27 protein-coding genes are annotated in these 26,027 nt (G+C 58.1%); 15 read left to right on the top strand and 12 right to left on the bottom strand.

Annotation, left to right across the window (positions count from 1 at the left end; translation table 11 throughout):
• The first annotated feature begins 8 nt into the window (after positions 1–8).
• A complete protein-coding gene (locus tag IEV54_RS02310) occupies positions 9–2,153 on the top strand; it encodes a 3-hydroxyacyl-CoA dehydrogenase NAD-binding domain-containing protein (protein ID WP_150277432.1) in 2,145 nt (714 codons plus the stop codon).
• On the opposite strand, the gene IEV54_RS02315 is transcribed toward IEV54_RS02310, so the two are convergent.
• The gene (locus IEV54_RS02315) at positions 2,154–2,495 is read right to left on the bottom strand and encodes a 4a-hydroxytetrahydrobiopterin dehydratase (RefSeq protein ID WP_150277431.1); all 342 of its coding nucleotides are present in this window, start codon (positions 2,493–2,495) and stop codon (positions 2,154–2,156) included.
• Between the two features lie 136 nt (positions 2,496–2,631).
• Between IEV54_RS02315 and IEV54_RS02320 the strand changes: the two genes are divergently transcribed.
• The gene (locus IEV54_RS02320) at positions 2,632–3,582 is read left to right on the top strand and encodes an HPP family protein (protein WP_188434296.1); all 951 of its coding nucleotides are present in this window, start codon (positions 2,632–2,634) and stop codon (positions 3,580–3,582) included.
• 211 nt (positions 3,583–3,793) lie between these two features.
• A complete protein-coding gene (locus tag IEV54_RS02325) occupies positions 3,794–4,774 on the top strand; it encodes a DMT family transporter (protein ID WP_150277429.1) in 981 nt (326 codons plus the stop codon).
• A gap of 37 nt (positions 4,775–4,811) precedes the next feature.
• Here the strand turns inward: IEV54_RS02325 and fumC are convergent, their stop codons facing one another.
• Positions 4,812–6,197 carry a class II fumarate hydratase gene (gene fumC, locus IEV54_RS02330; RefSeq protein WP_150277428.1) on the bottom strand — a complete coding sequence of 462 codons (1,386 nt, stop codon included), beginning with the start codon at positions 6,195–6,197 and terminating at the stop codon, positions 4,812–4,814.
• Positions 6,198–6,281: 84 nt separating this feature from the next.
• Here fumC and IEV54_RS02335 point away from each other — a divergent pair, with 84 nt between their 5' ends.
• From IEV54_RS02335 to IEV54_RS02355, 5 genes are all read left to right on the top strand, one after another.
• The gene (locus IEV54_RS02335; RefSeq protein WP_188434297.1) at positions 6,282–6,800 is read left to right on the top strand and encodes a DUF2059 domain-containing protein; all 519 of its coding nucleotides are present in this window, start codon (positions 6,282–6,284) and stop codon (positions 6,798–6,800) included.
• A 77-nt stretch (positions 6,801–6,877) separates the two neighbouring features.
• Positions 6,878–7,192: a BolA family protein gene (locus tag IEV54_RS02340; protein WP_188434298.1), complete on the top strand. Its 315-nt coding sequence runs from the start codon at positions 6,878–6,880 to the stop codon at positions 7,190–7,192.
• A gap of 79 nt (positions 7,193–7,271) precedes the next feature.
• Positions 7,272–8,219, top strand: coding sequence for an oxygen-dependent tRNA uridine(34) hydroxylase TrhO (gene trhO / locus IEV54_RS02345; RefSeq protein WP_150277425.1), 948 nt, complete (start codon positions 7,272–7,274; stop codon positions 8,217–8,219).
• A gap of 11 nt (positions 8,220–8,230) precedes the next feature.
• Positions 8,231–8,869, top strand: coding sequence for a DsbA family protein (locus IEV54_RS02350; RefSeq protein WP_150277424.1), 639 nt, complete (start codon positions 8,231–8,233; stop codon positions 8,867–8,869).
• Complete coding sequence (locus tag IEV54_RS02355; protein WP_150277423.1) at positions 8,866–9,195, top strand: DUF6122 family protein; 330 nt, start codon at positions 8,866–8,868, stop codon at positions 9,193–9,195. The genes IEV54_RS02350 and IEV54_RS02355 overlap by 4 nt, the downstream gene beginning before the upstream one ends.
• 51 nt (positions 9,196–9,246) lie before the next feature.
• Here IEV54_RS02355 and IEV54_RS02360 read toward each other — a convergent pair whose 3' ends face one another.
• A complete protein-coding gene (locus tag IEV54_RS02360; protein WP_150277422.1) occupies positions 9,247–9,834 on the bottom strand; it encodes a UPF0149 family protein in 588 nt (195 codons plus the stop codon).
• Positions 9,835–10,008: 174 nt separating this feature from the next.
• Between IEV54_RS02360 and recQ the strand changes: the two genes are divergently transcribed.
• Positions 10,009–12,138: a DNA helicase RecQ gene (gene recQ, locus IEV54_RS02365; RefSeq protein WP_150277421.1), complete on the top strand. Its 2,130-nt coding sequence runs from the start codon at positions 10,009–10,011 to the stop codon at positions 12,136–12,138.
• Positions 12,139–12,150: 12 nt separating this feature from the next.
• On the opposite strand, the gene IEV54_RS02370 is transcribed toward recQ, so the two are convergent.
• Positions 12,151–14,331, bottom strand: coding sequence for a patatin-like phospholipase family protein (locus IEV54_RS02370; protein WP_150277420.1), 2,181 nt, complete (start codon positions 14,329–14,331; stop codon positions 12,151–12,153).
• Positions 14,332–14,519: 188 nt separating this feature from the next.
• Here IEV54_RS02370 and IEV54_RS02375 point away from each other — a divergent pair, with 188 nt between their 5' ends.
• Positions 14,520–15,341 (top strand): UDP-2,3-diacylglucosamine diphosphatase, encoded by an 822-nt coding sequence (locus IEV54_RS02375; RefSeq protein ID WP_150277419.1) that lies wholly within the window; start codon positions 14,520–14,522, stop codon positions 15,339–15,341.
• A gap of 14 nt (positions 15,342–15,355) precedes the next feature.
• Here the strand turns inward: IEV54_RS02375 and IEV54_RS02380 are convergent, their stop codons facing one another.
• The 3 genes from IEV54_RS02380 to IEV54_RS02390 all read right to left on the bottom strand — a co-directional run bounded on the left by IEV54_RS02380 (position 15,356) and on the right by IEV54_RS02390 (position 17,976).
• Complete coding sequence (locus IEV54_RS02380) at positions 15,356–16,735, bottom strand: adenylate/guanylate cyclase domain-containing protein (RefSeq protein ID WP_150277418.1); 1,380 nt, start codon at positions 16,733–16,735, stop codon at positions 15,356–15,358.
• 225 nt (positions 16,736–16,960) lie between these two features.
• Complete coding sequence (locus IEV54_RS02385; protein WP_150277417.1) at positions 16,961–17,554, bottom strand: HD domain-containing protein; 594 nt, start codon at positions 17,552–17,554, stop codon at positions 16,961–16,963.
• 86 nt (positions 17,555–17,640) lie between these two features.
• On the bottom strand, positions 17,641–17,976 hold the full coding sequence (locus tag IEV54_RS02390) for an Mpo1-like protein (protein WP_150277416.1): 336 nt from the start codon (positions 17,974–17,976) through the stop codon (positions 17,641–17,643).
• A 174-nt stretch (positions 17,977–18,150) separates the two neighbouring features.
• On the opposite strand from IEV54_RS02390, the gene IEV54_RS02395 reads away from it, so the two are divergent.
• Together IEV54_RS02395 and IEV54_RS02400 are read left to right on the top strand one after the other, a co-directional pair.
• Positions 18,151–19,203, top strand: coding sequence for an AraC family transcriptional regulator (locus tag IEV54_RS02395; protein WP_150277415.1), 1,053 nt, complete (start codon positions 18,151–18,153; stop codon positions 19,201–19,203).
• Complete coding sequence (locus tag IEV54_RS02400) at positions 19,203–19,766, top strand: nitroreductase family protein (protein WP_150277414.1); 564 nt, start codon at positions 19,203–19,205, stop codon at positions 19,764–19,766. The genes IEV54_RS02395 and IEV54_RS02400 overlap by 1 nt, the downstream gene beginning before the upstream one ends.
• On the opposite strand, the gene IEV54_RS02405 is transcribed toward IEV54_RS02400, so the two are convergent.
• The 5 genes from IEV54_RS02405 to IEV54_RS02425 form a co-directional block, all read right to left on the bottom strand.
• Entirely contained in the window at positions 19,745–21,091 is a 1,347-nt protein-coding gene (locus IEV54_RS02405; RefSeq protein ID WP_150277413.1) for a sensor histidine kinase, read from the bottom strand. The two genes, IEV54_RS02400 and IEV54_RS02405, sit on opposite strands and share 22 nt — an antisense overlap.
• Before the next feature lie 4 nt (positions 21,092–21,095).
• Positions 21,096–21,449: a Spy/CpxP family protein refolding chaperone gene (locus IEV54_RS02410; RefSeq protein ID WP_150277412.1), complete on the bottom strand. Its 354-nt coding sequence runs from the start codon at positions 21,447–21,449 to the stop codon at positions 21,096–21,098.
• A gap of 116 nt (positions 21,450–21,565) precedes the next feature.
• A complete protein-coding gene (locus IEV54_RS02415; RefSeq protein ID WP_150277411.1) occupies positions 21,566–22,255 on the bottom strand; it encodes a response regulator transcription factor in 690 nt (229 codons plus the stop codon).
• Positions 22,243–22,656, bottom strand: a complete 414-nt coding sequence (locus IEV54_RS02420) for an SH3 domain-containing protein (RefSeq protein ID WP_150277410.1) — start codon at positions 22,654–22,656, stop codon at positions 22,243–22,245. The genes IEV54_RS02415 and IEV54_RS02420 overlap by 13 nt, the downstream gene beginning before the upstream one ends.
• A 13-nt stretch (positions 22,657–22,669) precedes the next feature.
• Positions 22,670–22,972 (bottom strand): YciI family protein, encoded by a 303-nt coding sequence (locus IEV54_RS02425; protein WP_150277409.1) that lies wholly within the window; start codon positions 22,970–22,972, stop codon positions 22,670–22,672.
• 136 nt (positions 22,973–23,108) lie between these two features.
• On the opposite strand from IEV54_RS02425, the gene IEV54_RS02430 reads away from it, so the two are divergent.
• The 3 genes from IEV54_RS02430 (at position 23,109) to IEV54_RS02440 (ending at position 25,923) form a co-directional block, all read left to right on the top strand.
• On the top strand, positions 23,109–23,963 hold the full coding sequence (locus IEV54_RS02430) for a PHP domain-containing protein (protein ID WP_150277408.1): 855 nt from the start codon (positions 23,109–23,111) through the stop codon (positions 23,961–23,963).
• Between the two features lie 31 nt (positions 23,964–23,994).
• Positions 23,995–24,630 carry an L-threonylcarbamoyladenylate synthase gene (locus IEV54_RS02435; protein WP_150277407.1) on the top strand — a complete coding sequence of 212 codons (636 nt, stop codon included), beginning with the start codon at positions 23,995–23,997 and terminating at the stop codon, positions 24,628–24,630.
• A 75-nt stretch (positions 24,631–24,705) separates the two neighbouring features.
• Entirely contained in the window at positions 24,706–25,923 is a 1,218-nt protein-coding gene (locus tag IEV54_RS02440; RefSeq protein WP_150277406.1) for a tryptophan--tRNA ligase, read from the top strand.
• The last annotated feature ends 104 nt before the right edge of the window (positions 25,924–26,027 follow it).

A 26,027-nucleotide genomic window follows, 5' to 3' on the forward strand; every position in this document is an offset into this window, starting at 1 on the left:
ATCCGAACATGAGCAACGCAATCCGTTACGACAAGGGCCAGGACAACATCGTGATCCTGACCATGGATATGCCCGGCCAGAGCGCCAATACAATGAATGGTGTCTACCGTCAGGCGATGGCAGAGACAGTGGATCGATTGGAGAAAGAGCGGGAGGAAATAGCGGGTGTTATTATCACATCAGCGAAGAAAACCTTCTTTGCCGGCGGCGACCTTAACGAACTGATCAAGGTAACGCAGTCTGATGCTGAGGCTTTCTATCATATGGTGCTCGGGCTAAAGGCCCAATTGCGCCGGTTGGAAACTTTGGGTAAGCCAGTGGTTGCAGCGATTAACGGTGCAGCGCTGGGGGGCGGCTGGGAACTGGCTCTGGCTTGCCATTACCGTGTTGCGATTGATCAGCCGGCGGTCAAGCTTGGCCTGCCTGAAGTCACCCTGGGGCTGTTGCCCGGGGGCGGCGGCGTGGTGCGCATGGTGCGCCTGCTCGGCGTTGAAAAGGCCTTGCCTTATCTGGTCGAGGGCAAGCAGGTAGGGCCGGCCAAAGCGCTGGAGGCAGGGCTGATCCATGAGCTGGCAAGTGACCGTGAAGACCTGCTGGCCAGGGCAAAGATCTGGATCCTTGGCGCTCCGCAAGCGCTCCAGCCCTGGGACGTCAATGGTTACCGGATGCCTGGGGGCACGCCGAGCAGTCCAGCGCTCGCGCAGCTGCTGCCAATAGCGCCCTCGGTGCTGCGCAGCAAGACTCAGGGCTGCTTGCCCGCACCGGAAAAGATTCTCTGCGCTGCGGTCGAGGGTGCCCAGGTCGATTTTGATACCGCCCAGATCATCGAGACGCGTTACTTTACCGAGCTGGCTACCGGTCAGGTAGCCAAGAATCTGATCGGTACGTTCTGGTTCCAGCTAAACGAAATCAAGGCTGGCGGCTCCAGACCCAAAGGCTTTGAAACCCGTCAAACCACCCGGGTTGGCGTTATCGGGGCTGGCATGATGGGGGCCGGTATTGCCTATGTGTCGGCCGTGGCAGGCATTGATGTGGTGCTCAAGGATAGGTCGTTGGAAGCGGCGGAGAAGGGTAGGGCTTACTCCACAGCTGTGCTGGACAAGAAGGTCAGCCGGGGTCAGATGTCCGCTGACAAGCGCGACACCATTCTGGAGCGGATCAAGCCGACGATAGATGATGCCGATTTTGCTGGTTGTGACTTGATTATTGAAGCGGTATTCGAGGACCGCAACCTCAAGGCCAAAGTGACCCGCGCAGCGGCGGACCAGGCAGCGGCTGATGCAGTGATTGCCTCCAATACCTCGACACTGCCGATTACCGGCCTGGCGAACGCGATCGCCGACCCCCGGCGATTCATTGGTCTGCATTTCTTCAGCCCGGTGGACAAGATGCCCCTGGTGGAGATCATCAAAGGAGATCAGACCGATGATGCCACGCTGGCTCGCGCTTTTGATTTTGTCATGCAGATCAACAAGACCCCGATAGTAGTCAACGACAGTCGCGGGTTCTTTACCTCCCGGGTGTTCAGTACATTTACCAGTGAAGGTATAGCAATGCTTGGTGAGGGTATACCGGCGGCACTGATCGAGAATGTGGCGCGTCAGGCAGGGATGCCGGTGGGGCCGCTGGCGGTGTCGGACGAGGTGTCGATGAGCCTGATGAGCCACATACGCGAGCAAACGCGCAAGGATCTTGCCGCAGAGGGCAAGCCATTGCCAGAGCACCCTGCGGACCTGGTGATCAGCCGCATGGTCGATGAGCTCCAGCGTCCGGGCAAGGCCGCCGGGAAAGGTTTCTATGAATACCCTGCTGGGGGCAGAAAGCATTTGTGGCCAGAGCTGGGAGTGCGGTTCGGAAGCGAAGATGCGTCGATAGCGGTCGAGGATGTACGCGACCGTTTGCTGTTTATCCAGGCGATCGAGACGGTGCGCTGCCTGGAGGAAAACGTGCTTTTGTCTACGGCGGATGCCAACGTAGGGTCGATTTTTGGCATCGGTTTTGCTGCCTGGACCGGCGGTGCCCTGCAATTCATCAATCAGTATGGGGTATCCAGCTTCGTGGCGCGGTCACGGTATCTGGCCGAGCAGTACGGCGAGCGCTTTGCGCCACCGCCGCTGCTGCTGCAGAAGGAATGCGAAGGCGCGCTGTTCTGATTATCCGTTCCTGAGCCGCTCGGTTCGGGCGGCCATGATCAGGTCATTGCGCTGTACGCCGCCCAGGTCGTGACTCCACCAGGTGACAGTTACCTTGCCCCACTCGGTGAGCAATGCCGGGTGGTGCCCGACGTCTTCAGCGAGAGCCCCCACCTGGTTGGTAAACGTCAGAGCTTGCTGGAAATCCTTGAATGAGTAGACCTTCTCAACTCGAGGCACACCTTCTACGGTTACCAGGGTCCATCCTGCCAATCCGACCAGTAGATCGTTTATTTCCTGTTCTGAAAGACGCTTCGCGCCCCGATTTGAAGAGTCGAGCGACTCGGTGGCTAGCGTAGCCATGTGATGCTCCTGTCTGTTGTCTGAAGTGTCGAGCTCTCAGCATAGCAGCCGAGTTATCGAGGCGCAGGGAGCTGTCGCCCTCGATGTAACAGGGAGTATCATGGTTTTTTCGCCAATTCAGCCGGGGAGAGGTTCGATGGGGCGTCGATGGCTGAGCACAAGCCTGCATTTTATTGGTTGGCGGCCGGATAGCACCAGCCACCAGGAAAAATTGCTTTCTGCACTAGGCGCGACCATTTCATTGTTGCTGGTGTATTGGATTACCCATCTCGGCATGGCTGGAGAGGGCGCTCTCTGGGTCACCGGCTCCATGGGTGCCAGTGCGGTCCTGGTTTTTGCAATGCCCCACGGCACGCTGTCCCAGCCGTGGCCGGTACTTGGCGGTCAGGGGATTTCGGCGACATTCGGTGTTGCATGCACGCTCTGGCTGCCGGCGGGCCCCTGGGTTGCCGCATTTGCAGTGGGCGGGAGCATCATGTTGATGATGTATGCCCGCTGTCTGCATCCGCCTGGTGGGGCCACCGCCATGATCGTGGTTCTGGGCGGGCTGGAGATCCAGCAGGCCGGTTTCTCTTTCGTGCTGTATCCGATCCTGCTCGACGCTCTGGTAATCGTCGGGGCCGCCATACTGTTCAACAGCCTGTTCGAGTGGCGTCGCTATCCCCTGGCGCTGGCCAGGGCCGAGCCTGGCAAACTCACCGGCATCGCCCCCGAAGACTTCCACCACGCATTGCGCGAGATGGATTCCTATGTCGACATCCAATTTGATGATCTGCTCAAGCTGGTTGAGCTTGCAAACTCCCATGCCAAAAGCAAGCGGGTCGCCGAGGAAGACCTCAAGGTGGGCGGTTTTTACAGCAACGGCATGCCCGGCAAGAACTGGTCAGTACGCGAGGTGCTGCAAATTGTAGCTCGGCGGCCCGGGCGCCCCGGACGCGTGCGTTACAGAACCATCAAGGGTATGGGCGAGGGTGGCACCGGCATTACCCGGCTTTCCGAGTTTGTGCGTTGGGCACGGTACCCGGTGGCACCAGATGAGAAGGGTTGGCATCGCACCGAGGACCGCGACCCCTCCAGGGGCGCTTAGCTCAGACCTTGGTCCAATGGTCTGCGACCTTGGCCAAAGTCATTATCGTCCAAGTGTTCTGCTCTCCCTTGAGCTGCTACCCGCGAGGGCGCAGCTGTTTTTTTGCCCGTAACAGTTAGTACCGCAACTTCCTGTCAGCTGTAGCTGTGCTCCTGACGCAGCGCTCACTAGAATGCCGGATTATCCGCCCTTTCCCTGTTTCAGGTGTCCCATGCACGTTTCGTCAGGTCGTTGGTTGTACGGTTTTCTTCTGGCCATGATTACTACGGTACTCTGGGCGGTACTGCCCATCATGCTCAAGGAAGTGCTCAAGGGCATGGATCCCTACACCGTGACCTGGTACCGCCTGTTCACCGCTGGCGTAATACTCTTTGCCTGGCTCGCCTGGCGGCGCCGCCTGCCGTCAATAAGGGCGCTGTCAGTGACCAACAGATGGCTGCTGGTTGTCGCCATTCTGGGGCTTACATTCAACTACGTACTGTATCTGATGGGTTTGAGCAGGCTGACTCCCGGCACCATGCAGCTGATGATCCAGGTTGCACCTGTGATGCTGATGCTTGGAAGTATGTGGGTATTCCGGGAGAGGTTCGGTATAGGTCAGCTCATTGGTCTCTCGGTGTTGGTGGTCGGTTTCGTCTTGTTCTTCAATCAGCGTCTCGTCGAACTTTTTACGCAAATGACCAGTTATACGCTGGGTATTCTGATCACGCTGGGCGCTGCGGCAACCTGGGCGCTCTACGGATTGGCACAGAAGCAGCTGCTGACCATCTGGTCTTCGATTACGGTAATGATGGTCATCTATCTTGCCTGTTCAACACTCTTGTTACCGCTGGCCGCACCCGCCTCGGTCATGCAGTTGACCACGTTGCAGTTCTGGCTGCTGGTGGGCTGTTGCCTGAACACTTTGATCGCTTACGGCGCCTTTGCCGAAGCACTGGTGCATTGGGAGGCATCAAGAGTGAGTGCGACCATTGCCACTACTCCTTTGTTCACCTTCGCTATGGTTGCTCTGGGCTCGATGCTGTGGCCGACAGTCATCACGCCCGAGCTGCTGAACAACCTGGCGTACCTGGGCGCCTTGCTGGTCGTGACAGGATCGGCGTTGGTTGCGCTGGCGCCAAGTCTGATTCAGAAACTGAAAAGTCGACGGCTGCGGCGGTTGGCGATTACGCCACCGCCGGCAGCGTCCTGAATCAGCTTTTCGCGGCCGCTCGGCCGCGAAAAAGGGCCTAGCTCCCGACCATTTGCTCGGGTTTGACGGCCTTGTCGAACTCCGCTTCGCTCAGATAATTCAGCGCCAGCGCGGCCTGTTTCAGGGTGGTACCCTCCTTGTAGGCCTTCTTGGCAATATCCGCCGCCTTGTCATAACCGATAACCGGATTGAGCGCGGTGACCAGCATCAGGCTGTTGTCCAGATGCTCACGCATGCGCTGGCTATCCGGCTCCATACCCTCCACGCAGTGCTCGCGGAAGCTGTTACAGCCGTCGGTCAACAGACGGATTGATTGCAAGAGGGTATGGATAATCACAGGTTTGAACACATTCAACTGCAAGTGACCGCTGCTCGCGGCGATGCCCAGGGTGACATCATTGCCCTGCACCTGGCAGGCGATCATTGAGAGCGCTTCACACTGGGTCGGGTTAACCTTGCCGGGCATGATCGAGCTACCGGGTTCGTTCGCCGGCAACCGAATTTCGGCGAAGCCGGCCCGTGGACCGCTGCCGAGCAAGCGCAGGTCGTTGGCCAGTTTCATCAGGGTGGCTGCCAATTGCTTGCAGGCGCCATGCAGCTGGATCAGGGGCTCGTGACCGCTGAGAGCAGCGAACTTGTTTGGCGCACTAATAAAGGGTTGGCCGGTAAGGCGCGCGACCTCCTCGGCCAGTGTTGTGGCAAAGCCGGTTGGCGCATTCAGACCGGTTCCCACGGCAGTTCCACCCTGCGCCAGGGCGTACACCCCAGGCAGCGCCTGCTCTACTGCCAGCAACCCCATATCCAGTTGTGCAACGAAGGCGGAAAGCTCCTGGCCGAAGGTCACCGGCGTGGCGTCCATCATGTGGGTGCGACCTATCTTGATCAGTTGCTCGTAACAGCGTGCCTTGTCGTCGAGCGCCTGGCGCAGTTCGCTTACGGCGGGAATCAGCTTTTCCCGGGTTTGCAGGACGGCCGCGATATGCATCGCACTGGGAAAGGTATCGTTGGAGCTCTGGGATTTGTTGACGTGATCATTGGGATGCACAGGCTGCTTGCCACCGCGCTCACCACCAGACAGCTCGTTGGCTCGTCCGGCGATAACTTCATTGGCATTCATGTTGCTCTGAGTGCCGCTACCGGTCTGCCAGACGGATAGCGGAAAGTTGTCATTCAGCCGGCCTTCAATGACGTCATCCGCTGCCTGTTCGATCAGGATGGCAGTATCTTCGTCCAGATTGCCGAGCTGGTGGTTTACCCGCGCCGAGGCCTTCTTTATCAACGCTAGCGCATGAACCACAGAGATCGGAATCCGCTCTTCACCGATCGCAAAATGGTGCAACGAGCGTTGTGTCTGGGCGCCCCAGTAACGGTCTGCGGGGACTTCGATATCGCCCATACTGTCTGATTCTAATCGCGTACTCATGCTGAGCCTCCATAGTGGTCAATGTGAGTCATGGCTGTCAGTATAGAAGCTTCATTGGATGTACCCGGGGAAACCAGAAGATCCATGCGTATTCATTTGTTGCCCCTGCTGTTCTGGCTGCTGCTGGGGAGCGGACAAATTACCCCGGCATTGGCCGACGAGGCATCCCATCGGGCCAGTGCCGAGCGATTTCTAAAGTTGGCCAATGCGCAGGGCATGACCGCGCCGGTCTATGCCCAGGTAAGCAACCTGATCAATGCGCAGTTTTCCCAGCTGGGCGGATCCTTGCAGTACGAGTCTGTGCTGCGCAGCTATCAGCAGCAGGCCCGTGAGGTGCTCGATCGAGAGCTCGCCTGGGAGTCGATGCGTGACGAGCTGATCGACCTCTATCTACCGGTGTTCAGTGAAGATGAGTTCGAGGAGTTGGCGCAGTTCTACCAGTCGCCTGCCGGACGCAAGCTGATGCAGCACCTGCCGCAGCTTACCCGCGACTCCATGGCAATTAGCCGCGCACGCGTGGAGGAGCGTCTGGAACCCGAGATTCAGTTGTTGTTGGAGCGTATGGCAGATGAGATTGAAACGCGGCAGCAAGGACTGCGCTAGGCATGTCCTGAGGTACAATCATCCGCGACGATTGTGCTGACAATTGAGTCGATATTCCTTTTTTTGACGGAGACATCATGGGCGAAGTCCAGAATGCATTGCACCAGGCCATGCAGAGCCTGCAGCCGGTTCACCTTGACCTGGTAAACGAAAGCCACATGCATAATGTGCCGCCGGGCTCCGAGTCGCATTTCAAAGCGGTGGTGGTCAGTAATGAGTTCGCTGGTCTGAATGCAGTCAAGCGCCACCAGGCCGTGTACCGCAGCCTGGGGGATCTGATGTCACGTATACACGCACTGGCACTGCATACCTACACACCTGAGGAGTGGAGCACCCTTCAGCAGGCTCCGGATTCTCCAAACTGTCTGGGCGGCGGCAAGACAGGTCGCTGACGCCGGGGCAGGCCTCTGTTAGAATTGCCCGGGCAAATGGTACGCCCTTTACGTGGGCGATAACTGAATACCGAGGTAGATAATGTCCCGAATCGTCGTAGTGGCGCTGTACAAGTTCGTTACGCTGGAAGACTTCCAGAATCTGCGCCAACCCCTTCTCGATACCCTGCTCGCCAATGGCGTCAAGGGCACCCTGTTACTGGCTCGCGAGGGTATCAATGGCACCATTGCCGGCCCTCGCGAGGGCATGGATGCGGTGCTCGGCTGGCTGCGCAGCGATCCCCGTCTGAGCGATGTGGATCACAAGGAATCCATCTGTGAAGAGATGCCCTTCTACCGCACCAAGGTCAAGCTGAAGAAGGAGATCGTGACCATCGGCGTCGAGGGCGTGAGTCCCAACGAGAAGGTCGGCACCTATGTTGAGCCTGCTGATTGGAACGCGTTGATCAGCGACCCCGAGGTACTGCTGATCGATACCCGCAATGACTACGAGGTATCGATAGGTACCTTTGAAGGCGCGATAGACCCTCAGACCAAAAGTTTTCGTGAGTTTCCCGAGTATGTCAAAGCGCACTATGACCCGGCGAAACACAAGAAGGTGGCGATGTTCTGCACCGGCGGGATACGCTGCGAGAAGGCATCAAGTTTCATGTTGCAGGAAGGTTTCGACGAGGTGTTTCATCTCAAGGGCGGCATTCTCAAGTATTTTGAGGAGGTACCCGCAGAGGAAAGTCGCTGGAATGGCGAGTGTTTCGTTTTCGACAATCGGGTAACCGTGAGACATGATCTGGCGCCGGGCTCCTTTGACCAGTGCCACGCCTGCCGCCACCCGATATCTGCTGAAGAGAAAGCATCGCCGCAGTATCAGGAAGGTATCAGTTGCCCGCGCTGCTACGATAGCCTGCCAGAGAAGACCCGGCGCCGTGCCGAAGAGCGTCAGCGTCAGGTGAAATTGGCCAAGCTGCGCAACCAGCCGCATCCGATAGGGCAGCAACAGGCCCAATCATCATCTGACAGCACGACATGACGGAGACAACCATGGCTCAGCGACTGCTATACGTGATGGACCCGATGTGTTCATGGTGCTGGGGGTTTGCACCTGTTATCGAGCAGATTATCGAGCGTTATCCGAGCTTGTCCATCCATCTGGTGGCTGGTGGGTTGCGACCGGGGGCCCGCTCACCGCTGGATGATGCTGCCAGGGGAGCTCTTGGGGAGCATTGGGAAGCGGTAGCTATCGCATCTGGCCAGCCATTTATGACGCCGGACGACCTGCCAGCGACATTCGTTTACAACACAGAGCCTGCATGCCGTGCCCTGGTTGCGGGGCGAGCCTTGGACGCCGACAGAGTCTGGGCTCTGGTCAGCGCAATTCAACAGGCCTTTTACGCCAGAGCCGAGGACGTTGGCCAGACGTTGGCACTGATTGAGCTGGCGGAACAGGTGGGCTACTCACGCAAGGCTTTCGGTGAGTGTTTTGATGCGGAAATCAGCCGTGCTGCAATAGCAGCGGATTTTTCCTGGACGCGGGACCTGGGTATTGCCGGGTTCCCGACCCTGCTGGCCGAGCGCGACGGGCAGTTGGCGCTGATAGCTAACGGTTACCAGTCGCCAAGTGACGTTCTTCCGCTGCTGGAGCGCTGGGTAGCTGCCGGTGAGGGCGCCAGCGTCGCATGACAGTTACCTTTGCTTTTCATCTTTTTTTGCATTTTCTGCTGCCTTTGGTTGTTGCCCTGGTGTTCTTTCGTCAGCAATGGCAGAAAGCGTGGTTGATCATGGTGGCGGTAATGCTGGTGGATCTCGATCATTTGCTTGCCGATCCCATTTTTGCCGCCGACCGTTGCTCGATCGGCTTTCATCCATTGCACACCTATACGGCGATCACCGGTTACCTGCTGATGACGCTGTGGCAACCGTTGCGGCTGGTGGGCATCGGCCTACTCATTCACATGGCAGTTGACGCCAGTGACTGCTGGCGGATGGCCGGATTCCCCGGGATCTGAAACAAAAAAGGGCCTGCATTTGCAGGCCCTTCTTCAATGGCGTAACCGACTTCAGTGACGCGACAACAATGCCGGCTTGGGCTTGTCTTCCGGTGCGTGGAACAACAAGAACAGTTGCGTGAGGATTTCGGGGATGTGCTGCATCATGTCATCGACCATGTCTTCATCCTGGGCGATTTCTGCAAACTCCGGCTGATCTTCAAACAGGCCTGAGCCCACCATGATCGGCAGCAGCAGTTCACTGACGGTTTCTTCATCCTTGTCGAACCAGTCTTCCTCGCGCAGGAAAACGCCTTCGAGAAAGCCCACACACCAGCTACGCAGGTCTGACAGGTCCGGCTCATCGCCCAGTTCCAGATCGCACGGCGGCTCAAGGTCTTCGTCACTGGCCAGTTCCCGGGCAATCTGTGATTTCAGCGTGCGCAGTCCATCTTCAATATCGGTTTTATGCGCCTCGTCGCGGTAGTTCGGCTCCTCGGCGAAGAGCTCGGCAATCCACTCCTCTTCGGGTACGTCTACCGGACTGATGCACAGAGCAGCGAGATATCCGTGCGAGGCAAGGTAATCCAGTGCTTCATCGTGCAGGTCGTCTGCATCTAGAAATTCCTGCAGGCGCTCGAGTTGGTCGGCGAAGGACATGGGACACCTCATAGTGGATAATGCATGCATTGTACGCGCGCCTCCGCGCTTTTGCCAAAGCGCTTGTGGCAAGTTGACATGGGGCGCGGACTTGCCGGGCGAGGCTGGTACAATGTTTTGCTTACCAGGCCGACGCGATCGCCATGATCCGTCATCTTCACCCTAGGGAGACCCATGCGCGAGCAAGCTCTGCAGCGACTCAAGGAGATCTTCGGCTATGCCGAATTTCGTGGCCAGCAGGCCGACATCATCGATCAGGTGGCGACTGGTGGCGATGCCCTGGTCCTGATGCCCACCGGCGGTGGTAAATCCCTGTGCTATCAGATCCCCGGCTTGCTGCGCGAAGGCCTCGCAGTGATTGTTTCGCCCCTGATCGCGTTGATGGATGACCAGGTAGCTACCCTGAATGAGCTGGGTCTCAAAGCCGCCGCGCTCAACTCCACCTTGAGCGAGGATGACCAGCGTCTAATCGCCGGTCAGATGCGCCGCGGCGAGCTGGACTTTCTCTACCTCGCGCCTGAACGTTTGCTCAAGCCGCGCACATTGCAGTTTTTACAGACCCTGGATATCGCCCTGTTTGCTATCGACGAGGCGCATTGTGTGTCGCAGTGGGGGCACGATTTCCGGCCGGAATATCTGCAGCTGGGTCAATTGGCTGAGCATTTTCCCCAAGTGCCACGCATGGCCTTGACTGCGACCGCTGACGAGCGCACTCAGCAGGACATCAGCCAGCGCTTGAAGCTCGAAAACGCACCCTGCTTCATTTCCGGGTTTGATCGTCCGAATATCTTCTATCGCATTGTGCCCAAGGACAAGCCGCGGCAGCAGTTATTGGGCATGCTGGCTCGTCACAAGGGCAATGCCGGTATTGTTTATTGTCTGTCACGTCGCAAGGTTGACGACATAGCCCAGTGGCTCAGCGGGCAGGGCTGGCCGGCGCTGCCATACCACGCGGGCCTGCCGTCCGAACTACGCGCTACGCATCAGAAGCGTTTTCTCAATGAAGACGGACTGATCATGGTTGCGACCATCGCCTTCGGTATGGGGATCGACAAGTCCAATGTCCGCTTTGTGGCGCACATGGATCTGCCCAAGAGCATTGAAGCCTATTATCAGGAGACGGGCAGGGCAGGTCGCGATGGTCTGCCCGCTGATGCCTGGATGGCCTATGGTCTTCAGGACGTGCTGATGCTCAATCAGATCATGGCCAATTCCGAAGGGGATGAGCGTCACAAGCGGATTGAGCGGCACAAGCTGGATGCGATGCTGGGTTTGTGTGAGATAACCAGCTGCCGCCGCCAGATGCTGCTGGACTATTTTGGTGAAACCCTGCCTGAGCCCTGCGGCTATTGCGATAACTGCGTGGAGCCAGCTGATACCTGGGATGGCAGTGAGGCGGCAAAAATGGCGCTGTCCAGCGCCTATCGCAGTGGTCAGCGCTACGGGGTCGGTCATCTGGTGGATATTCTGCTGGGCCGGGACAATGAGAAGATCCGCAGTGCCGGTCACCAGCACCTGTCTACTTATGGCATCGGCAAGCACCTGTCGGAGCAGGAGTGGCGATCGGTTTTCCGTCAGTTGATAGCTCGCGGTCTGGCCGAGATCGATCTGGACGGCTACGGCAGTCTGAGACTGTCGGAAAGTTGCCGGGCTCTGCTGCGTGGAGAAGAGACTCTGGCGCTGCGCAAGGACGCTACCCGGACCGCGGCCTTACCATCGCGTTCGGGCGAGAAAGCAGTCATTGCCGAGGCTGACAAACCTCTCTGGGAAGCCCTGCGGGCGCTGCGCAAGAAGCTTGCTGAGGCTCACGGGGTGCCACCCTACGTCATATTTCCGGACTCGACCCTGGTGGATATGCTGCGCCAACGTCCAGGTAATCTGCAGGACATGGGGCTGGTCAGTGGTATTGGCTCGCACAAGCTGGAGCGCTATGGCGCCGATTTTCTTCAGGTGCTGGTGGGAGATGCGCCGGCTGCTTCGGGCGCAGAAGAGGCGAGTCGGGATGCCCAGGCCCTGGCTATGGCAGGGATGACCGCAGAGCAGATCAGCCGCCAGCTGAGCATGCCGGTCAAGCAGGTGTACATGCAACTGGCTCAGGCCATCAGCATCGGCAAGCTGGCGCTACACCAGGCTATCGAATTGCCTCCCGGCCAGTTGGAGCGCATTCAGGATGCCTTTCTCAATGAAGCCGAAGAAGATTTGCCGGGCGTGCGCACCGTTGCCAAAGAGCTGGAGGAACCAGTGGAGGAGGGCGTTCTGCATTGCATACGCGCCGCGCTGATCCATGAGATTGCCGGGGCCTGAAGTGCATAGCCCTCAGAAAGTCTGGCCAAGCTTCATGTAGAGGGCTCGCTCACCTTCCTGATTGGCACCTGCACCAAAGAACAGGGGGCCCAGCACAGTATCCAGGCCGAGCATCAGGCTGCCGGCGCCGATATAGCCGGTGTCAAAGCCATCAGCGTCCTTATTGTACACCCGGCCGTACTCGAAGCTGGCCCCGAGGTACACAGGCAGGCCAACCGGTACGAACTTGCCGGGATTCAGCCGACGGTAGTACAGGGCCCGGCCCAGATTGTAATTCTGGCCCGCCAGGCTGTTTTGCCTGAAGCCTGAGAACTGCCCCGGGCCGCCAAGCAGAAAGCTGCTCTGGGCCACGCCGACGTCGCCGTCTGTGCGTCCCAGTGAGCCGCCGAACTGGATACTGTTGGGACCGAAGGCCAGCACCTTGTTGACGCGAAACTCGACTTGACGGTAGCGCTCGTCAGCACCAAGGTCGGGTTCGGATTGACGCCAGACCATCCGGGCTTCATCCCCTGACCGAGGAAAATTGATGTTGTCCAGCGTATCGCGGTCCAGTTGCACGCTGTAGAAGGCTTCCTCGAATCCGAATGACGGCAACTCACGATCCCCGACCCGTACGTCCGCCTCGCCATGGTAGCGGGAAATGCCGAAGCGTAACTCACCGTTGTTGGCAATCTGTCGGCCAAGATTCAGTCCTGCTCCGTAGCGTTTCTGTCGATAATCGGCTACCGGGTCGTTGTCGGTTATCACTTCAACATTCCGCGCCTCGGCGTCAACGAAAGGGGCAACAAAATAGCGTGAACCATAGTCCAGTGGTTGGTAGAACTCACTGTAAAGGATCTGGTGCTCGCCTATCTGTACTCGGGAAAGCCACTCGGCGCCCAGCGGGTTTACCCCGTTGACGCGGAAACTGGCCCCGATATTGAACTGGCTGCCGCCATTAAAATCGTCTGCCAGGCTGAGCCCCAGGCGCAGGTAGTCGGTACCTGTTTCGCGACCGCTGGTGCGCACCAGCAGGGTATTGATCTGCTCACCATGCACGATCTCGTAGTTCACCCTGCTGAAGTAATCGGTTCCGTAAATGGTCCCCATGTCGGTTTCCAGTCGATCGAGATTCAGCGGTTCGTTAAGCGGTTGACGGATCATGCTGCGCACCACCTCGTCAGCTACTTTTCCGCTGTTCTCAACCCGTATGGCGTGGATGACCGGTTGCCTCTCGGGTCTGATGTCTCGCGGATTGGTGGAGGGCGCGGTTTGCCCGTTGCCCGCCACATAACGTGCAAGGTCCGAGCGACTGTTCAGGCTCTTTGCGCCTGCATTGATGGCGAATGCAGCCTCGTCGAAGCTGCTGAAACCCATGGCGCTGAGTTCAGGTTGGATCAACAAATCCTGGGGCCCCAGGGTGTCGAGTTGTTCCTGGGTATTGGTACGGGTCAACAGGGTGGTTGTCTGGTCCATGACGTCGATCAGGGAATTGAGCTGCTCTGCGGATTTCAGTGGTGTGCCGATATCCACCACGATCACACGATCAACGCCCATTGCGCGGGCTACGTCCACTGGCACGTTTTTCACCAGAACACCATCCACGAGCAATTGCCCATCAACTTCTACCGGCGCAAAAAAGCCCGGCAGGGCAATGCTGGCGCGGATTGCAAGGGGCAAGTGCCCCTGATCGAAAATGACAGCTTCACCGGTGGCAATATTGGTTGCAACTGCACGGAACGGGATGGGCAGTCGATCAAAATCGTCTATATCATTGGTGTGCACCAGCAGGGTTTCCAGCACCAGCCCCAGGTTCTGTCCCTGCAAAAGCCCGAGCGGCAGATTTGGACGACCGCGATCAAAGCTCAGACGATGCTTCACGAGAAAATCCCGATCATCCTGCTTGCGCCGGAATGGTATATCTTCACGAAGAGGGTCATCTCCCAGCGTAGCCTGCCAGTCCAGCTCCAGCGCAATCTGCTCGATCTCTGCCGCGCTGTAGCCCGCTGCATATAGGCCGCCAATAACGGCGCCCATGCTTGTGCCCGCGATCGCATGAATGGGGATATTACGGGCCTCCAGCTCCTTCAGAACGCCGATATGTGCCAGCCCTCGGGCGCCGCCACCCGAGAGAACCAGACCAGTTCGCAGTTCCTGAGCAGTGGTGAAGGGGGTAGCGAAAATCAGCAGGAGCAAGCAGATGCGTTTCAACATGATATGACCTGAATCCGGACCGGGACCTGTACGTGCGTATTGTATACGAGCGGCGACACGAATAGGCGCCTGTAAGGCGGCCAGCAGGCACTGGGTTTGGACCGGTTGTCATGTAATGGTCATTTCTTTGTCATCAGGCTGCAAGGGCATGGGAACAGGCTGCAGTTGCATGTCAGGGAGAATGAACCATGAGTCAGGCCGAAACGATCTTGCCGGAATTCAAACACCGGGTACGTACTCTTTGGATATCCGACCTCCACCTGGGTACCAGAGGCTGCCAGGCAGACAAGCTTGCGCAATTTCTCAAGAGCCACGAGTGCGATCACCTGTACCTGGTCGGCGATATCATTGATGGCTGGCGATTGCGCAGCGGTATCTACTGGCCGCAGGCACATACCAATGTGTTGCGCCGGGTGCTGACAATGAGCAAGCGTGGCACCAGGGTCACCTACATCACCGGGAATCATGACGAATTCCTGCGCCGCTATACCAGTCTGGTGCTGGGTAACATTCACCTGGTAGACGAAGCCGAGCACCAGACACTGGATGGGCGCAAGTTACTGGTGACCCATGGCGATCAGTTTGATGTCATCACCCGCTGTCATCGCTGGCTGGCCTTTCTGGGCGATCACGCCTATGAATTTACTCTGGTATTGAATCGGTGGCTGAATTTCTGGAGAAGCCGCTTCGGCCTGGGTTACTGGTCGCTGTCGGCCTACCTCAAGCATCGGGTCAAGAGCGCAGTCAGTTTCATCAGTGACTACGAGCAGGCGTTGGCCCATGAGTGCACCAAGCGGGGCTATCAAGGTGTGGTTTGTGGCCATATTCACCATGCGGAAATTCGCCGGGTGAACGGCATCGACTATCACAATTGCGGCGACTGGGTAGAATCCTGCACGGCATTGATCGAGCACCTTGATGGGCGCATCGAGCTGTATCAGTGGGCGCCGGAACCCGCGCAAGCAGACCCCATCGATGCCTCAGAGCTGGCTGGCGAGGCGAGCAGATAAACGCTCGCCGAGGCTCAGAGAATAACCTTGTCCCGGAGCTTGCGGGCGGCCTGCTCAAGTGACTTGATGATCTGATCCTTGTCGTAATTGCGTATGCCGCTGGTGTCGAGATACATGGAAAAGCCCGGCATTTCGTGTTCAACGAAGGAGGGGGCTGCACCCAGGTCGCGGCGCAGGCCAACTATCTGGTAGATCTGCACCGGCTTGGAAAACCCCTTCACGTTTATCTGCCCCTTGTCGCGGCACATGATCAGGTCCTTGACCAGTGAATAGGTCTCATGGGGTATCAGTATTTCGCCCGCCTCAGCCGCGTTTTCCAGCCGGCTGGCCAGGTTTACTTCCCGCCCGATAATAGTGTAATCCATGCGCGTGTTGGCTCCGAAATTGCCCACCGTGCAGTAGCCGGTACTCAGCCCCATACGGATCTCCAGTGGACGGGTAATGCCCTTGCTGCGCCATTGCTGCCTTAGTACCTTCATGTGCTTGCGCATGGCGATGGCCATGGACACCGCTGCCTCGGCGTCCTGCTTGGCGCCCTGGCTGACCGGGTCACCGAAGAAAATCATGACGCAGTCACCAATGAACTTGTCGATGGTGCCGCCATATTGCAGCGCGATCCGGGACATCTCATTGAGGTAATTATTCAGCAGATCCGTCAGAGCTTCTGCTTCCATTTCCTCGGCAAGCTCGGTAAAGCCACGAATATCCGAGAAGAATACGGTGAGTTTTTTACGCCGGGTCTCCAATTGCACACTTTGCTTGCCAGTAAAAATGGACTCCCAGACCTGGGGCGACAAATATTTGGACAGGCTGGTGGCGAGTCTGGCGGTCTTTTCCTGTTCGGCGCTGATAACTTTCTGAGCCTGAGCCAGGGTGCGGCCCTGACGATAGACGAAGGCGGCCATGATCAGCGTAAAGGCACCGCCGCTCAGCAGGCTGCTGACGGCCACCAGCGTAGTGGAGTGCAAAACGACCTGGGGGGTAACAATCGCGCTTGAGGCGATAACTCCAAGCAAGACCAGCAGCCAGCCAGTGAGCATGAAGACCGGCCCGCCGATAATAATGCTCGAGAAGCTGATGAGCAGTATGAAAACCATGCTGGGCACGGCAGCGAAGGCGCATAACGTAATGAAAATGCCGGTATTGAGGCCGTCAATACCAAGTAGTGCAAGCCTGCTGTGAAACGGCTGCAGGTTCCTGAACCGGTTGATAAGCAGGCGCACGAGGTGAGGATACAGCAGGGCATACACGATCACTCCGGCGTGAATGGCATTGAAACCCTGCTCGAAAATGATTGCGCTGAATGTAATGGCTACACACAGGTAGGCAATAACCCTGGAGTGAAATCCCTCAAGGGGCGGCTTTACCGGTTGAACGCGGCTGTTGAGGATCATGGTCAGTCTTTCCCTGACGCGCAAAGTGGCCCGCTGACAGATTGTTTTTCTGGGGGCCATGGTCGGGCGGGAAATGACGAGCGCACGAACAATCGCCTCCGGGTCAGTCGGGGCTATTCAGGCTCAGATCATAATATGCATCAGGTTTCAGTGAAACTGCAAAGAAGGTGCCCTGGTCTATCAAATGACAACAAAAGGCGCGGGCCGATGTAGCCCGCGATTATATCAAGCTGCGTCGGCGTCCTTGCCCACAGCCTTGTAAATTGACTGCCTGGGCTTGGCAAAGACTCTTCGTAACATGGGTTCGAAGAAGCTCAGAGGTTCAGACGCATAATCGGGATCGAATGCGGTGGCGTCGTATTTGGCACAGAACTCGGCGGTGCGTTGGTACAGGGGATGATCCTTGAACTGGTCGCGCAGATGACGATCCATACCAAGGTGGTGGAAGAAGTAGTAACCCTGGAATACGCCGTGCTTCTCGACCATCCACAGGTTCTCTTCTGAGACGAATGGTTTGAGGATGGCGGCGGCAATATCTGGATGGTTGTATGAGCCGAGGGTATCTCCGATATCGTGCAACAGGGCACAGACAACATACTCCTCGTCCTGCCCATCGCGGTGAGCGCGCGTGGCTGTTTGCAGGGAATGCTCGAGGCGGTCGATCGGAAACCCGCCGTAATCGCCATCGAGCAACTGGAGGTGCGTCATGACCCGGTCTGGCAGGCCCTGGGAAAAGGCCCTGAAGTGGCTGGAAATCAACTGCCAGTCTTCGGCTGTACCTTCCTGCATGGCTTTGAAGCCTGCGCGTTGCTCGCTCATGGGATTACTCCTCTACTTGTACTTCCAGCCAGTATATGCCGACCTGCCAGCATCAGACTGTCGCTGTGCTTACAGTCAGTTCGTTGTCAGAAGCGAATGCGGCCGGTAAGGGCGTCGCGAAGCATGACCCAGTCGCCCATGAAGCTGTACAGGGGATACTTGAAGGTGGCAGGTCGGTTCTTCTCAAAGAAAAAGTGGCCAACCCAGGCAAAGCCGTAACCGGCGATAGGCAGCACGATAAGCAGCAGCCAATTCTGGGTCAGTATCGTCCATGCCAGCACACCAAGGACCAACAGGCTGCCGATATAGTGCAGCCTGCGGCTGGTGTCGTTGGCATGTTCGCTAAGATAGAACGGATAGAACTCGGCAAAGGAATGAAATTCCTTATCGGCTGCCGGGTTGGCTGAATCAGTCTGTGCCATGCTGCTTCTCCGGTGAATAGGGTATCCTCTGACTATAGAACAGCCAGCAGAGGTCACCCTATGACTGCACGTGCCAAACCCATGTTTATGGGCTTGTTCGCTTTTTTGCGATGACTGCCGGCGAAGCCGAGCTGTGTTGACACCAGGAGCCCTATTGCAACATGCGAGACCATCATGACCCAGCTTGAACGCACTACTTCCTCAAACTGGGCGCTGGCAATTGTGCAGGCGCTTGAACTCGAGGGTCTGGTCGGCAAAGATCTTTTTGCAACGCTGGGTATGAATCATGAGTTGTTGGCCGATCCGGATGCACGCATTCCCCAGGATCAGATGACCCGGCTATGGGAGCTGGCCGTGCAGCTCTCGAATAATCCGGCCATAGGTCTGAATATGGCCCGTGTGATTCGTCCGGCGCATTTCAATGTGGTCGGTTTTGCGCTGTTATCCAGTACCAACCTGCGTGAGGGGCTTGCGCGGCTGGTGCGCTACCAGCGCATTATTGGCGAAGCCTCCGATATGTCCCTCCTGCAAAGCCCTGACAGCTACACCATGGAGCTGCATATTCATGGCGATACGGTGCCGGCTCCGCGCCAGAGCCACGATGCAGCCATGGCTTATATGATCGCTTTCTTTCGCTGGATGACGGGTGAACAAATAGTGCCCCTGCAGGTTAGCTTGGCCTACCCGCAGCCCGCTGACATCAGTTCCTATGAAGCGTTATTTCAATGCCCACTGGTTTTCGGTGCGAGCATTTACAGCATGAGTTTCGCGCGGGAGGTGATGGATGCGAAACTGGCATCAGGAAATACGACACTGGCACAGATGCATGATCAGTTTGCCGGTGATTACCTGGCCCGCTTCGAGCAGACCAGGGTCACCCATCAGGCGCGGCAGGTACTCTGCCGGCTGCTACCTCAGGGTGAGCCCAAGCGACAGAGCGTGGCCAGCGCCCTGAGCATGAGCACACGCACGCTGCAGCGTCGGTTGCAGGAAGAGAACACCAGTTTTCAGCACCTGATGGACGAAACCCGCCGCGAGCTGGCGATGCAGCTGTTACGCCAACGCCGTTTGACCCTGTTGGAGGTGGCCTATCTGCTGGGCTTTGCTGATCCAAGCAATTTTTTTCGGGCCTTCAAACGCTGGTTCGGGATGCCTCCGGGCCAATATCGTGAGCAGCATCTGGAGAGTAAAATGCCCAACCTGAATGATACAGGAGACCCTGATTGATGGATGCCCTGACTGCCCTGCACGAACGTGTGTCAGTAACGCGCCTGGAGGGCCCTGCGCCTACCCCGGAGCAGCGAGAGGTGTTGTATCGAGCGGCACTGCGAGCGCCTGATCACGCATGGTTGCGTCCCTGGCGGTTCCTGGTAATCGAAGGCGCGGGGCAGCAGCGCCTTGGCGATCTGTTTGCCAAGGCAGCGCTCGCTGATTCACCGGGTCTGGATGCAGTTGCTCTGGAGCGCATGCGTCGCAAGCCTGAAAGGGCGCCCCTTTTGATCGTGGCAGTCGCTGCGCATCGGGAGCATCCCAAGGTGCCCAGGCAGGAGCAGGATATGTCCTGTGCCGTGGCAGTGGGTAACATGTTGATTGCAGCGCATGCGCTGGGTCTGGGGGCCGTATGGCGTACCGGGTCCATGGCTTCGCATCCGGTTGTTCGCAGCGGGCTGGGGCTGGCCGAAAATGAACATATTGTGGCCTATCTGTATGTTGGTCATTCTGTAGGCCCGGTCAAGAGCCTGCCCCGTCTCGAGGTGTCGGACTACTTTCAGAGCTGGCCGCCCGGCTGAGCAGGCAGATCGATGGTTGCCTTCAGCCCGCCCAATTCGCTGCGAGAAAATGTTAGCTTGCCTCCATGCATGCTGATCGCCCGTCTGGCGATAGCGAGCCCCAGGCCATGACCACTGTTACTGGTCTGTCCGGGTAGTCGCAGGAAGGGTTCGCCCAGTCGTGAGAGCCAGGATTCCTCGACACCTGGGCCATCGTCTTCAATGGTGATCTGACATTGTGATGACGCCATTGAGCCGGATTTGCTTTGCAGCGTGATGCGGATCAGGCCCAGAGGAGCAGAAAAACGCAGGGCATTACGCAGCAGATTGTCTACCGCACTGCCCAGTTGATCAGGCCAGCCTAGCAGTTGGCAGTTTGTCGCTCCGCGCAGCTCGATTTTCTGATCTTCGGCGACAAACCGGGTGTCTTCCGCACATGCAGATACTAGGGGGTCCAGCGGGAATGGCTCGGCGGGCTGGTCCTGGCTGTCCAGGCGGCTAAGGGTCAGTATGTCTTCGATCAATGCGTCCAGGCGGCTGCATTCGCGATCCAGACGCAGCCAGAGGGGGTCATTCTCCTGCAGGACTTTTCTGTTGCCCAGTGCAAGCCCCACTCTTAGCCGTGCGAGCGGTGAGCGGAGCTCGTGGGAAATGTCGCGCATCAGCTGGCGCTGACTGTCGAGCAGGCTTTGCACTCGCTCGCCCATCTGGTTGAAATGTCTGGACAGATCACCTATCTCGTCACGTCGACGGCCGATGCGGTTAAGTTGGTCCGACTCGAATCGCCCCTGGGCCAGGGATTGGGCGGCCAGACCCAGCTGGCGAAGTGGAGAGGTCAGATAGCGGCTGAGCAACAAACTGACAATCGCCAGGAGAAACATGGCCAAGGCAATATTGGCAAGCAAGGCCAGGGGTGTGCGTTGCCAACGGAAGAGCTCCGGTGCCGGTACAAACAGGCTCAGGTGATAATCCGCCTGCGCTGAGCTCCAAGCAAGCTGGAACATGCGACCGTGACGGGTGCTTCGCGAGCGTTTTTCAGCGGCTGGTGGCTGGGCAAAACGGGGTAGCTGGGGCAGGGTGCCGGCGAGCAAGGGCTGACCGGCATCGCTGTAGAGTTGAGCCCGTAAGCGGTTGGCTTCGCGTTGTACTGCCAGCCAGTCCTGTGCCTGGGCCGGGCCCTGGTTTTCGTACAGGTCAGTCAACTCTTGGGCAAAGTCCTTGAGCTGCGGATGAAACTGCAACAGGAGCCAGTCCTGTTGCAGAGCCCGACTGACCAGAAAGCCCGATCCGCCCACCAGTAAAGTGGCGATCCAGAGGACGGCAAAGACTTTCCAGAACAGGCGCACGGAATCAGTTGTCGCTGTCGGGGTTCATGCCACGCTTGTCATTCTGTCGACTGTGGTAGTCGGCCATCTTGTCTCGGCGCTCGTCACGCAGCGCCTTCATTTTTTCCTGTTGTTCCTTGTTCAGTAAGCTCTGGATTTCCTTGCGATGGGACTGGCTCAGTTCACGGTACTGTTTGGCGTACTTGCTGTTGATGTTGCCGATCTGGTCCTGTTGCTCTGCAGTCAGGTCCAGCTCCGCGGCCATACGTTCCATATGACGCTCATGCATGCCCTTGCCATCTTTGTGTTGCCCGGCGAAACCGGCAGCAGAAAAACTCGTGGCCATTACCAGCACGCAAACGATAAGAGTGTGTTTCATGGGGTAGCTCCTGTTCGTGGTGGCCCGGGTTCAGGCCATGAAACACAGTCTGCGCGATGTCGCGTCAAGCGGAGCATGGACTGGGTAAAGGCTGTGTAAAGATCGGCTCGGACTCATCAGTTGCTGTAAAGATAACCGCGCCCACGCAATACCTGGATGCGCGGTCGGCCATCCTCATGTGGCCCGAGTTTGCGCCGCAGGTTACTCAGGTGCATATCCATGCTGCGGTCATAGGGACCAAGATTTTTCCCCAGCGCCTGACGCGACAGGCTCTGACGGTCCACCAGTTGGCCTGGCCGTTCAAGCAGGGCGCGCAGGATCATCGCTTCACTCTGGGTCAGCGCCAACGGCTCCTCTGCTCGCCAGGCCATGAGGCTTTCGGTATCGATACGTATATCGCCGACCTGCACAACACTGTCGGTAACGGCGGCCTGGCTGCGGCGCAGCAAGGCGCGCAGGCGAGCTACCAACTCCCGGGGGTCGCAGGGCTTGGCAAGGTAATCGTCAGCCCCCAGCTCCAGACCCAATATTCGGTCGACCGGCTCTCCGCGGGCGCTGAGCATGAGTAAAGGCGTATTGCACTGTTGACGCAACTTGCGCAGCACATCCAGGCCGTTCATGCCCGGCAACATCACGTCAAGGATGATGACTTTGAAGCTACCGTTAATGGCCTGTTCGAGACCACTGGTGCCGTCATTGGCGCAGCTCAGGCTGAACCCCTCGGTGTCCAGCCAGTCTGAGAGTAGCGCGCAGAGCTCCTGATCGTCATCGATGATCAGAATCCTGTTTTCGTTCAATTGATCCATTCGTTACGCTTGCGCTTGCTGCTGCGAGCCAACATGAAGCCGACCAGCAAACTCACCAGCACGCTACCACCGCCGATCATGAACCATTGCTGGCGTTGTTTTTCCAGGGAGGCTCGTGCCTGCATGTCATTTTCGATTTGTCGGTTCTGCAGCTCGCGGTTGGCCTCGCGAAGGCGCTCCAGTTCCTGTGTGTCTGCGCTGCCTGCCAGGCGCTGAGCCAGACGCTGACGCTCTGCTTCCACATTGGCTAGCTCAGCCTGCAGCGTGCCTAGGTCGGTTTCCTGGCTTGCCATTGTTGTGCCCGCATCGACATCGCCTGGCGCGGTGGATTCCTGGGCCCAAGCAACAACAGGCAGTGCCAGGCACGCGGTCAGGATCAGGGTTTGCAAATTCTGGGTCATGAAAGCTCCTGGTTCAGGCGGGCATAACAGGTTTGAAGGGTTTGATCAGCACGTCGGCATATACCCCGGCTGCCACATAGGGGTCCTCTCCGGCCCAGGCCTGCGCGGCCTCGGCGGACGCAAATTCGGCAATGATCAGGCTGCCGGTGAAGCCGGCCGGGCCGGGGTCCAGGGACTCAATCGCCGGATGTGGCCCGGCGACCAGCAGCCGGCCGGCATCCTGCAGGGCCTGAAGCCGGGCCAGGTGGGCGGGACGGGCACTCATGCGTGCTGATAGTGAATCGGGTACGTCAGTAGCCATAATGGCAAAATACATGGATAAACCTCGGTCCGGTTCGGTAGATGACATGGTCTGTAACTTATGTCATCGGGTTAGGTGTTGTCAGCGTTTGGCCTGCATAATAATGAAAATACACTGCATTTGTCCCTTCTCAGCCACCCGGGAGCCTCTATTGATTGCCGATCTCCACATGCATAGCACCGCCTCCGATGGGATGCTCGATCCTCTCGAGCTGATGCGTGAAGCATCGTCGGCCGGTATATCGATGGTAGCCTTGACCGACCACGACTGTCTTGACGGCTTGCCGGTTGCGGCCCAGGCAGCGCGGGAACTGGGAATGCACTGGATCAGCGGTGTGGAGCTGTCGGCGCAGTGGCAGGGGCACACCCTGCATGTGCTCGGCTATGGCTTTGATCCAGAATCCCCGGCGCTATTGGCATCCATAGAAGAGGTTCGCAATGGTCGTTGGCTGCGGGCGGAGCAGATAGCGCGCAAGCTCGCCGCCAAGCGCATGCCGGGCGCGCTGGAAGGAGCCATGGCAGCGCAGGTGGCAGCCGGTGGTGATCCGCACAGCCCGCCGGCCCGGCCGCATTTCGCCGACTGGATGCTTGAGGCTGGGCATGTGCGCGATCGAGCGGAGGCGTTTCGCAAGTGGCTGGGAGCGGGAAAATTGGGCGATATAAAGCAGCACTGGCCGGAACTACCCGAAGCAGTCAGCCAGATACGAGCGGCAGGCGGTATGGCAGTGATGGCGCATCCCTGGCATTACGGTTTTACCCGCTCGCGACTCAGGCGGGCGCTGACGGATTTCGCCCAGGCCGGCGGGCGTGGGATCGAGGTGGTCAATGGTCAGCAGGCGGTCGAGCAAGTGGCCTATCTGGGCAAACTCTCCGAAGAGTTCGGGTTTCTCGCCAGCTGTGGTAGCGACTTCCATACTCCTGAATCACCCTGGACTGCCCTGGGCAAAATGACGTCACTGCCGCCACAATGCACGCCGGTATGGGACGATCCGCTGTTTTCTCGCTAAACTGCGCAAAACCACGACAAGGGACCATCGCGTGAGCCAGTATTTTCATATTCATCCCGAGAACCCGCAGGTGCGGCTGATTCGCCAGGCGGCGGAAATCATTCGCAAGGGCGGTGTCGTTGCCTACCCGACAGACTCTGCCTATGCACTGGGCTGTCATCTGGGCGACAAGGATGCGCTGGAGCGGATTCGCCGGCTGCGTCAGCTGGACGACAAGCACAACTTCACCCTGATTTGCCGGGATCTATCCGAGCTAGGGGTGTACGCCAAGGTGGATAATCAGACTTTCCGGCTTCTCAAGGCCTGTACGCCCGGCCCCTATACCTTCATTCTGAACGCCACCAACGAAGTGCCGCGACGTCTTCTGCATCCCAAGCGTCGTACTATCGGTCTGCGTATTCCCAATCACGCCATTACCCAGGCTCTGCTGGAGGCTCTGGGCGAGCCGATGATGAGTGTGACCCTGATGTTGCCTGGTGATGATTTACCGCTGACGGATCCCGAAATGATCCGTGACCGGCTGGGCAAGCAGCTCGATCTGATCATAGATGGGGGGGCTTGCAACATAGAGCCGACCACCGTGGTCAGTCTGCTTGAGGGCGAACCCGAGGTGCTTCGTGTGGGGCTGGGAAATCCGGCACCCTTCGGCGGGGCTCCAGAGCAATGATTCTGTGGCTGATATGCGTATAATCGCCAGCTGCCCTATAACATCAACCACCAAAACATATTCCAGGAGTCCTCATTGAGTTCCGTTGATTCACAGCGTCGGGTTTTATCAGGTATGCGCCCCACGGGCCGCCTGCATCTGGGTCACTACCACGGCGTACTGAAAAACTGGGTCCGTCTGCAGCATGAGTACGAGTGCTTCTTCTTCGCTGCCGACTGGCACGCTCTGACGACTCACTACGAGACTCCGGAAAACATCGAACAGAACGTCTGGGACATGTTGATAGACTGGCTGGCTGCGGGCGTCAGTGGTGGCTCTTCAACGCTGTTTATCCAGTCCCAGGTGCCCGAGCACGCAGAGCTGCATCTGTTGCTGTCGATGGTCACACCGGTCAGTTGGCTGGAGAGGGTGCCGACCTACAAGGACCAGCAGGAAAAACTCAAGGACATGGACCTGGCTACTTACGGCTTCCTTGGCTATCCGTTGCTGCAGAGTGCCGATATCCTGATGTATCGCGCCGGTCTGGTGCCTGTGGGTGCCGACCAGGTGGCTCACGTGGAAATCACCCGTGAAGTGGCGCGTCGCTTCAATCATCTCTACGGCCGTGAGCCGGGTTTCGAGGAAAAAGCCGACGCTGCCGTGCACAAGATGGGCAAGAAAACGGCCAAGCTCTACAGCAAGCTGCGCAAGGCTTACCAGGAGCAGGGCGATGCCGAGGCCCTGGAGACCGCCCGGGCGCTGCTCAAGGAGCAGCAGAACATCACCCTGAGTGACAAGGAACGATTATTCGGCTATCTGGAAGGCGGCGGCAAGGTCATCCTGCCAGAGCCTCAGGCATTACTGACTCCCGATTCCAAGATGCCGGGGCTGGACGGTCAGAAGATGTCCAAGTCCTACGGCAACACCATCACCCTGCGCGATACCAGCGATGAGGTCGATGTCAAGGTGCGGCGCATGCCGACCGACCCTGCCCGCGTACGGCGCACGGATCCGGGTGAGCCAACCAAATGTCCGGTATTCCAGCTGCATCAGGTATATACCGACAGCGCTACACATGAGTGGGTCAAGGAAGGCTGCCGTAGCGCGGGTATAGGTTGCCTGGACTGCAAGAAACCGGTGATCGATGCGATCGTGGCTGAACTGGCTCCGATACAGGAACGAGCTGCTGATTTCGAGTCGAACCCCGACGCGGTGCGGATGATCCTCAACGAGGGCACTGAACGCGCCCGTGAGGCCGCCCGCGATACCCTGGTCGAAGTACGTCAGGCCATGGGCCTGCAGTATCGAGAGTAAGCATGAGCGGCGATGAGCGTGACCCGCAGCCAGAGAGCGTCATTATTACGCCCCAGGTCGCTGCGAGTCTGCCGTCGCAACTGGTAGCCGGTCGCCAGCAGGAA

It is taken from the genome of Halopseudomonas salina (genome assembly GCF_014637955.1).
GTDB classification, from domain to species: domain Bacteria; phylum Pseudomonadota; class Gammaproteobacteria; order Pseudomonadales; family Pseudomonadaceae; genus Halopseudomonas; species Halopseudomonas salina.

What these genes read in the sequence shown, in the direction of transcription:
- IEV54_RS02410 (WP_150277412.1), bottom strand. Translation starts at nt 21,449, where the DNA reads ATGAAACACACTCTTATCGTTTGCGTGCTGGTAATGGCCACGAGTTTT.
- IEV54_RS02415 (WP_150277411.1), bottom strand. Translation starts at nt 22,255, where the DNA reads ATGGATCAATTGAACGAAAACAGGATTCTGATCATCGATGACGATCAG.
- IEV54_RS02335 (WP_188434297.1), top strand. Translation starts at nt 6,282, where the DNA reads ATGCGTATTCATTTGTTGCCCCTGCTGTTCTGGCTGCTGCTGGGGAGC.
- IEV54_RS02315 (WP_150277431.1), bottom strand. Translation starts at nt 2,495, where the DNA reads ATGGCTACGCTAGCCACCGAGTCGCTCGACTCTTCAAATCGGGGCGCG.
- IEV54_RS02350 (WP_150277424.1), top strand. Translation starts at nt 8,231, where the DNA reads ATGGCTCAGCGACTGCTATACGTGATGGACCCGATGTGTTCATGGTGC.
- IEV54_RS02390 (WP_150277416.1), bottom strand. Translation starts at nt 17,976, where the DNA reads ATGGCACAGACTGATTCAGCCAACCCGGCAGCCGATAAGGAATTTCAT.
- IEV54_RS02425 (WP_150277409.1), bottom strand. Translation starts at nt 22,972, where the DNA reads ATGTATTTTGCCATTATGGCTACTGACGTACCCGATTCACTATCAGCA.
- IEV54_RS02310 (WP_150277432.1), top strand. Translation starts at nt 9, where the DNA reads ATGAGCAACGCAATCCGTTACGACAAGGGCCAGGACAACATCGTGATC.
- recQ (WP_150277421.1), top strand. Translation starts at nt 10,009, where the DNA reads ATGCGCGAGCAAGCTCTGCAGCGACTCAAGGAGATCTTCGGCTATGCC.
- IEV54_RS02395 (WP_150277415.1), top strand. Translation starts at nt 18,151, where the DNA reads ATGACCCAGCTTGAACGCACTACTTCCTCAAACTGGGCGCTGGCAATT.
- IEV54_RS02420 (WP_150277410.1), bottom strand. Translation starts at nt 22,656, where the DNA reads ATGACCCAGAATTTGCAAACCCTGATCCTGACCGCGTGCCTGGCACTG.
- IEV54_RS02320 (WP_188434296.1), top strand. Translation starts at nt 2,632, where the DNA reads ATGGGGCGTCGATGGCTGAGCACAAGCCTGCATTTTATTGGTTGGCGG.
- IEV54_RS02375 (WP_150277419.1), top strand. Translation starts at nt 14,520, where the DNA reads ATGAGTCAGGCCGAAACGATCTTGCCGGAATTCAAACACCGGGTACGT.
- IEV54_RS02325 (WP_150277429.1), top strand. Translation starts at nt 3,794, where the DNA reads ATGCACGTTTCGTCAGGTCGTTGGTTGTACGGTTTTCTTCTGGCCATG.
- IEV54_RS02385 (WP_150277417.1), bottom strand. Translation starts at nt 17,554, where the DNA reads ATGAGCGAGCAACGCGCAGGCTTCAAAGCCATGCAGGAAGGTACAGCC.
- IEV54_RS02380 (WP_150277418.1), bottom strand. Translation starts at nt 16,735, where the DNA reads ATGATCCTCAACAGCCGCGTTCAACCGGTAAAGCCGCCCCTTGAGGGA.
- IEV54_RS02355 (WP_150277423.1), top strand. Translation starts at nt 8,866, where the DNA reads ATGACAGTTACCTTTGCTTTTCATCTTTTTTTGCATTTTCTGCTGCCT.
- IEV54_RS02340 (WP_188434298.1), top strand. Translation starts at nt 6,878, where the DNA reads ATGGGCGAAGTCCAGAATGCATTGCACCAGGCCATGCAGAGCCTGCAG.
- IEV54_RS02400 (WP_150277414.1), top strand. Translation starts at nt 19,203, where the DNA reads ATGGATGCCCTGACTGCCCTGCACGAACGTGTGTCAGTAACGCGCCTG.
- IEV54_RS02360 (WP_150277422.1), bottom strand. Translation starts at nt 9,834, where the DNA reads ATGTCCTTCGCCGACCAACTCGAGCGCCTGCAGGAATTTCTAGATGCA.
- fumC (WP_150277428.1), bottom strand. Translation starts at nt 6,197, where the DNA reads ATGAGTACGCGATTAGAATCAGACAGTATGGGCGATATCGAAGTCCCC.
- IEV54_RS02370 (WP_150277420.1), bottom strand. Translation starts at nt 14,331, where the DNA reads ATGTTGAAACGCATCTGCTTGCTCCTGCTGATTTTCGCTACCCCCTTC.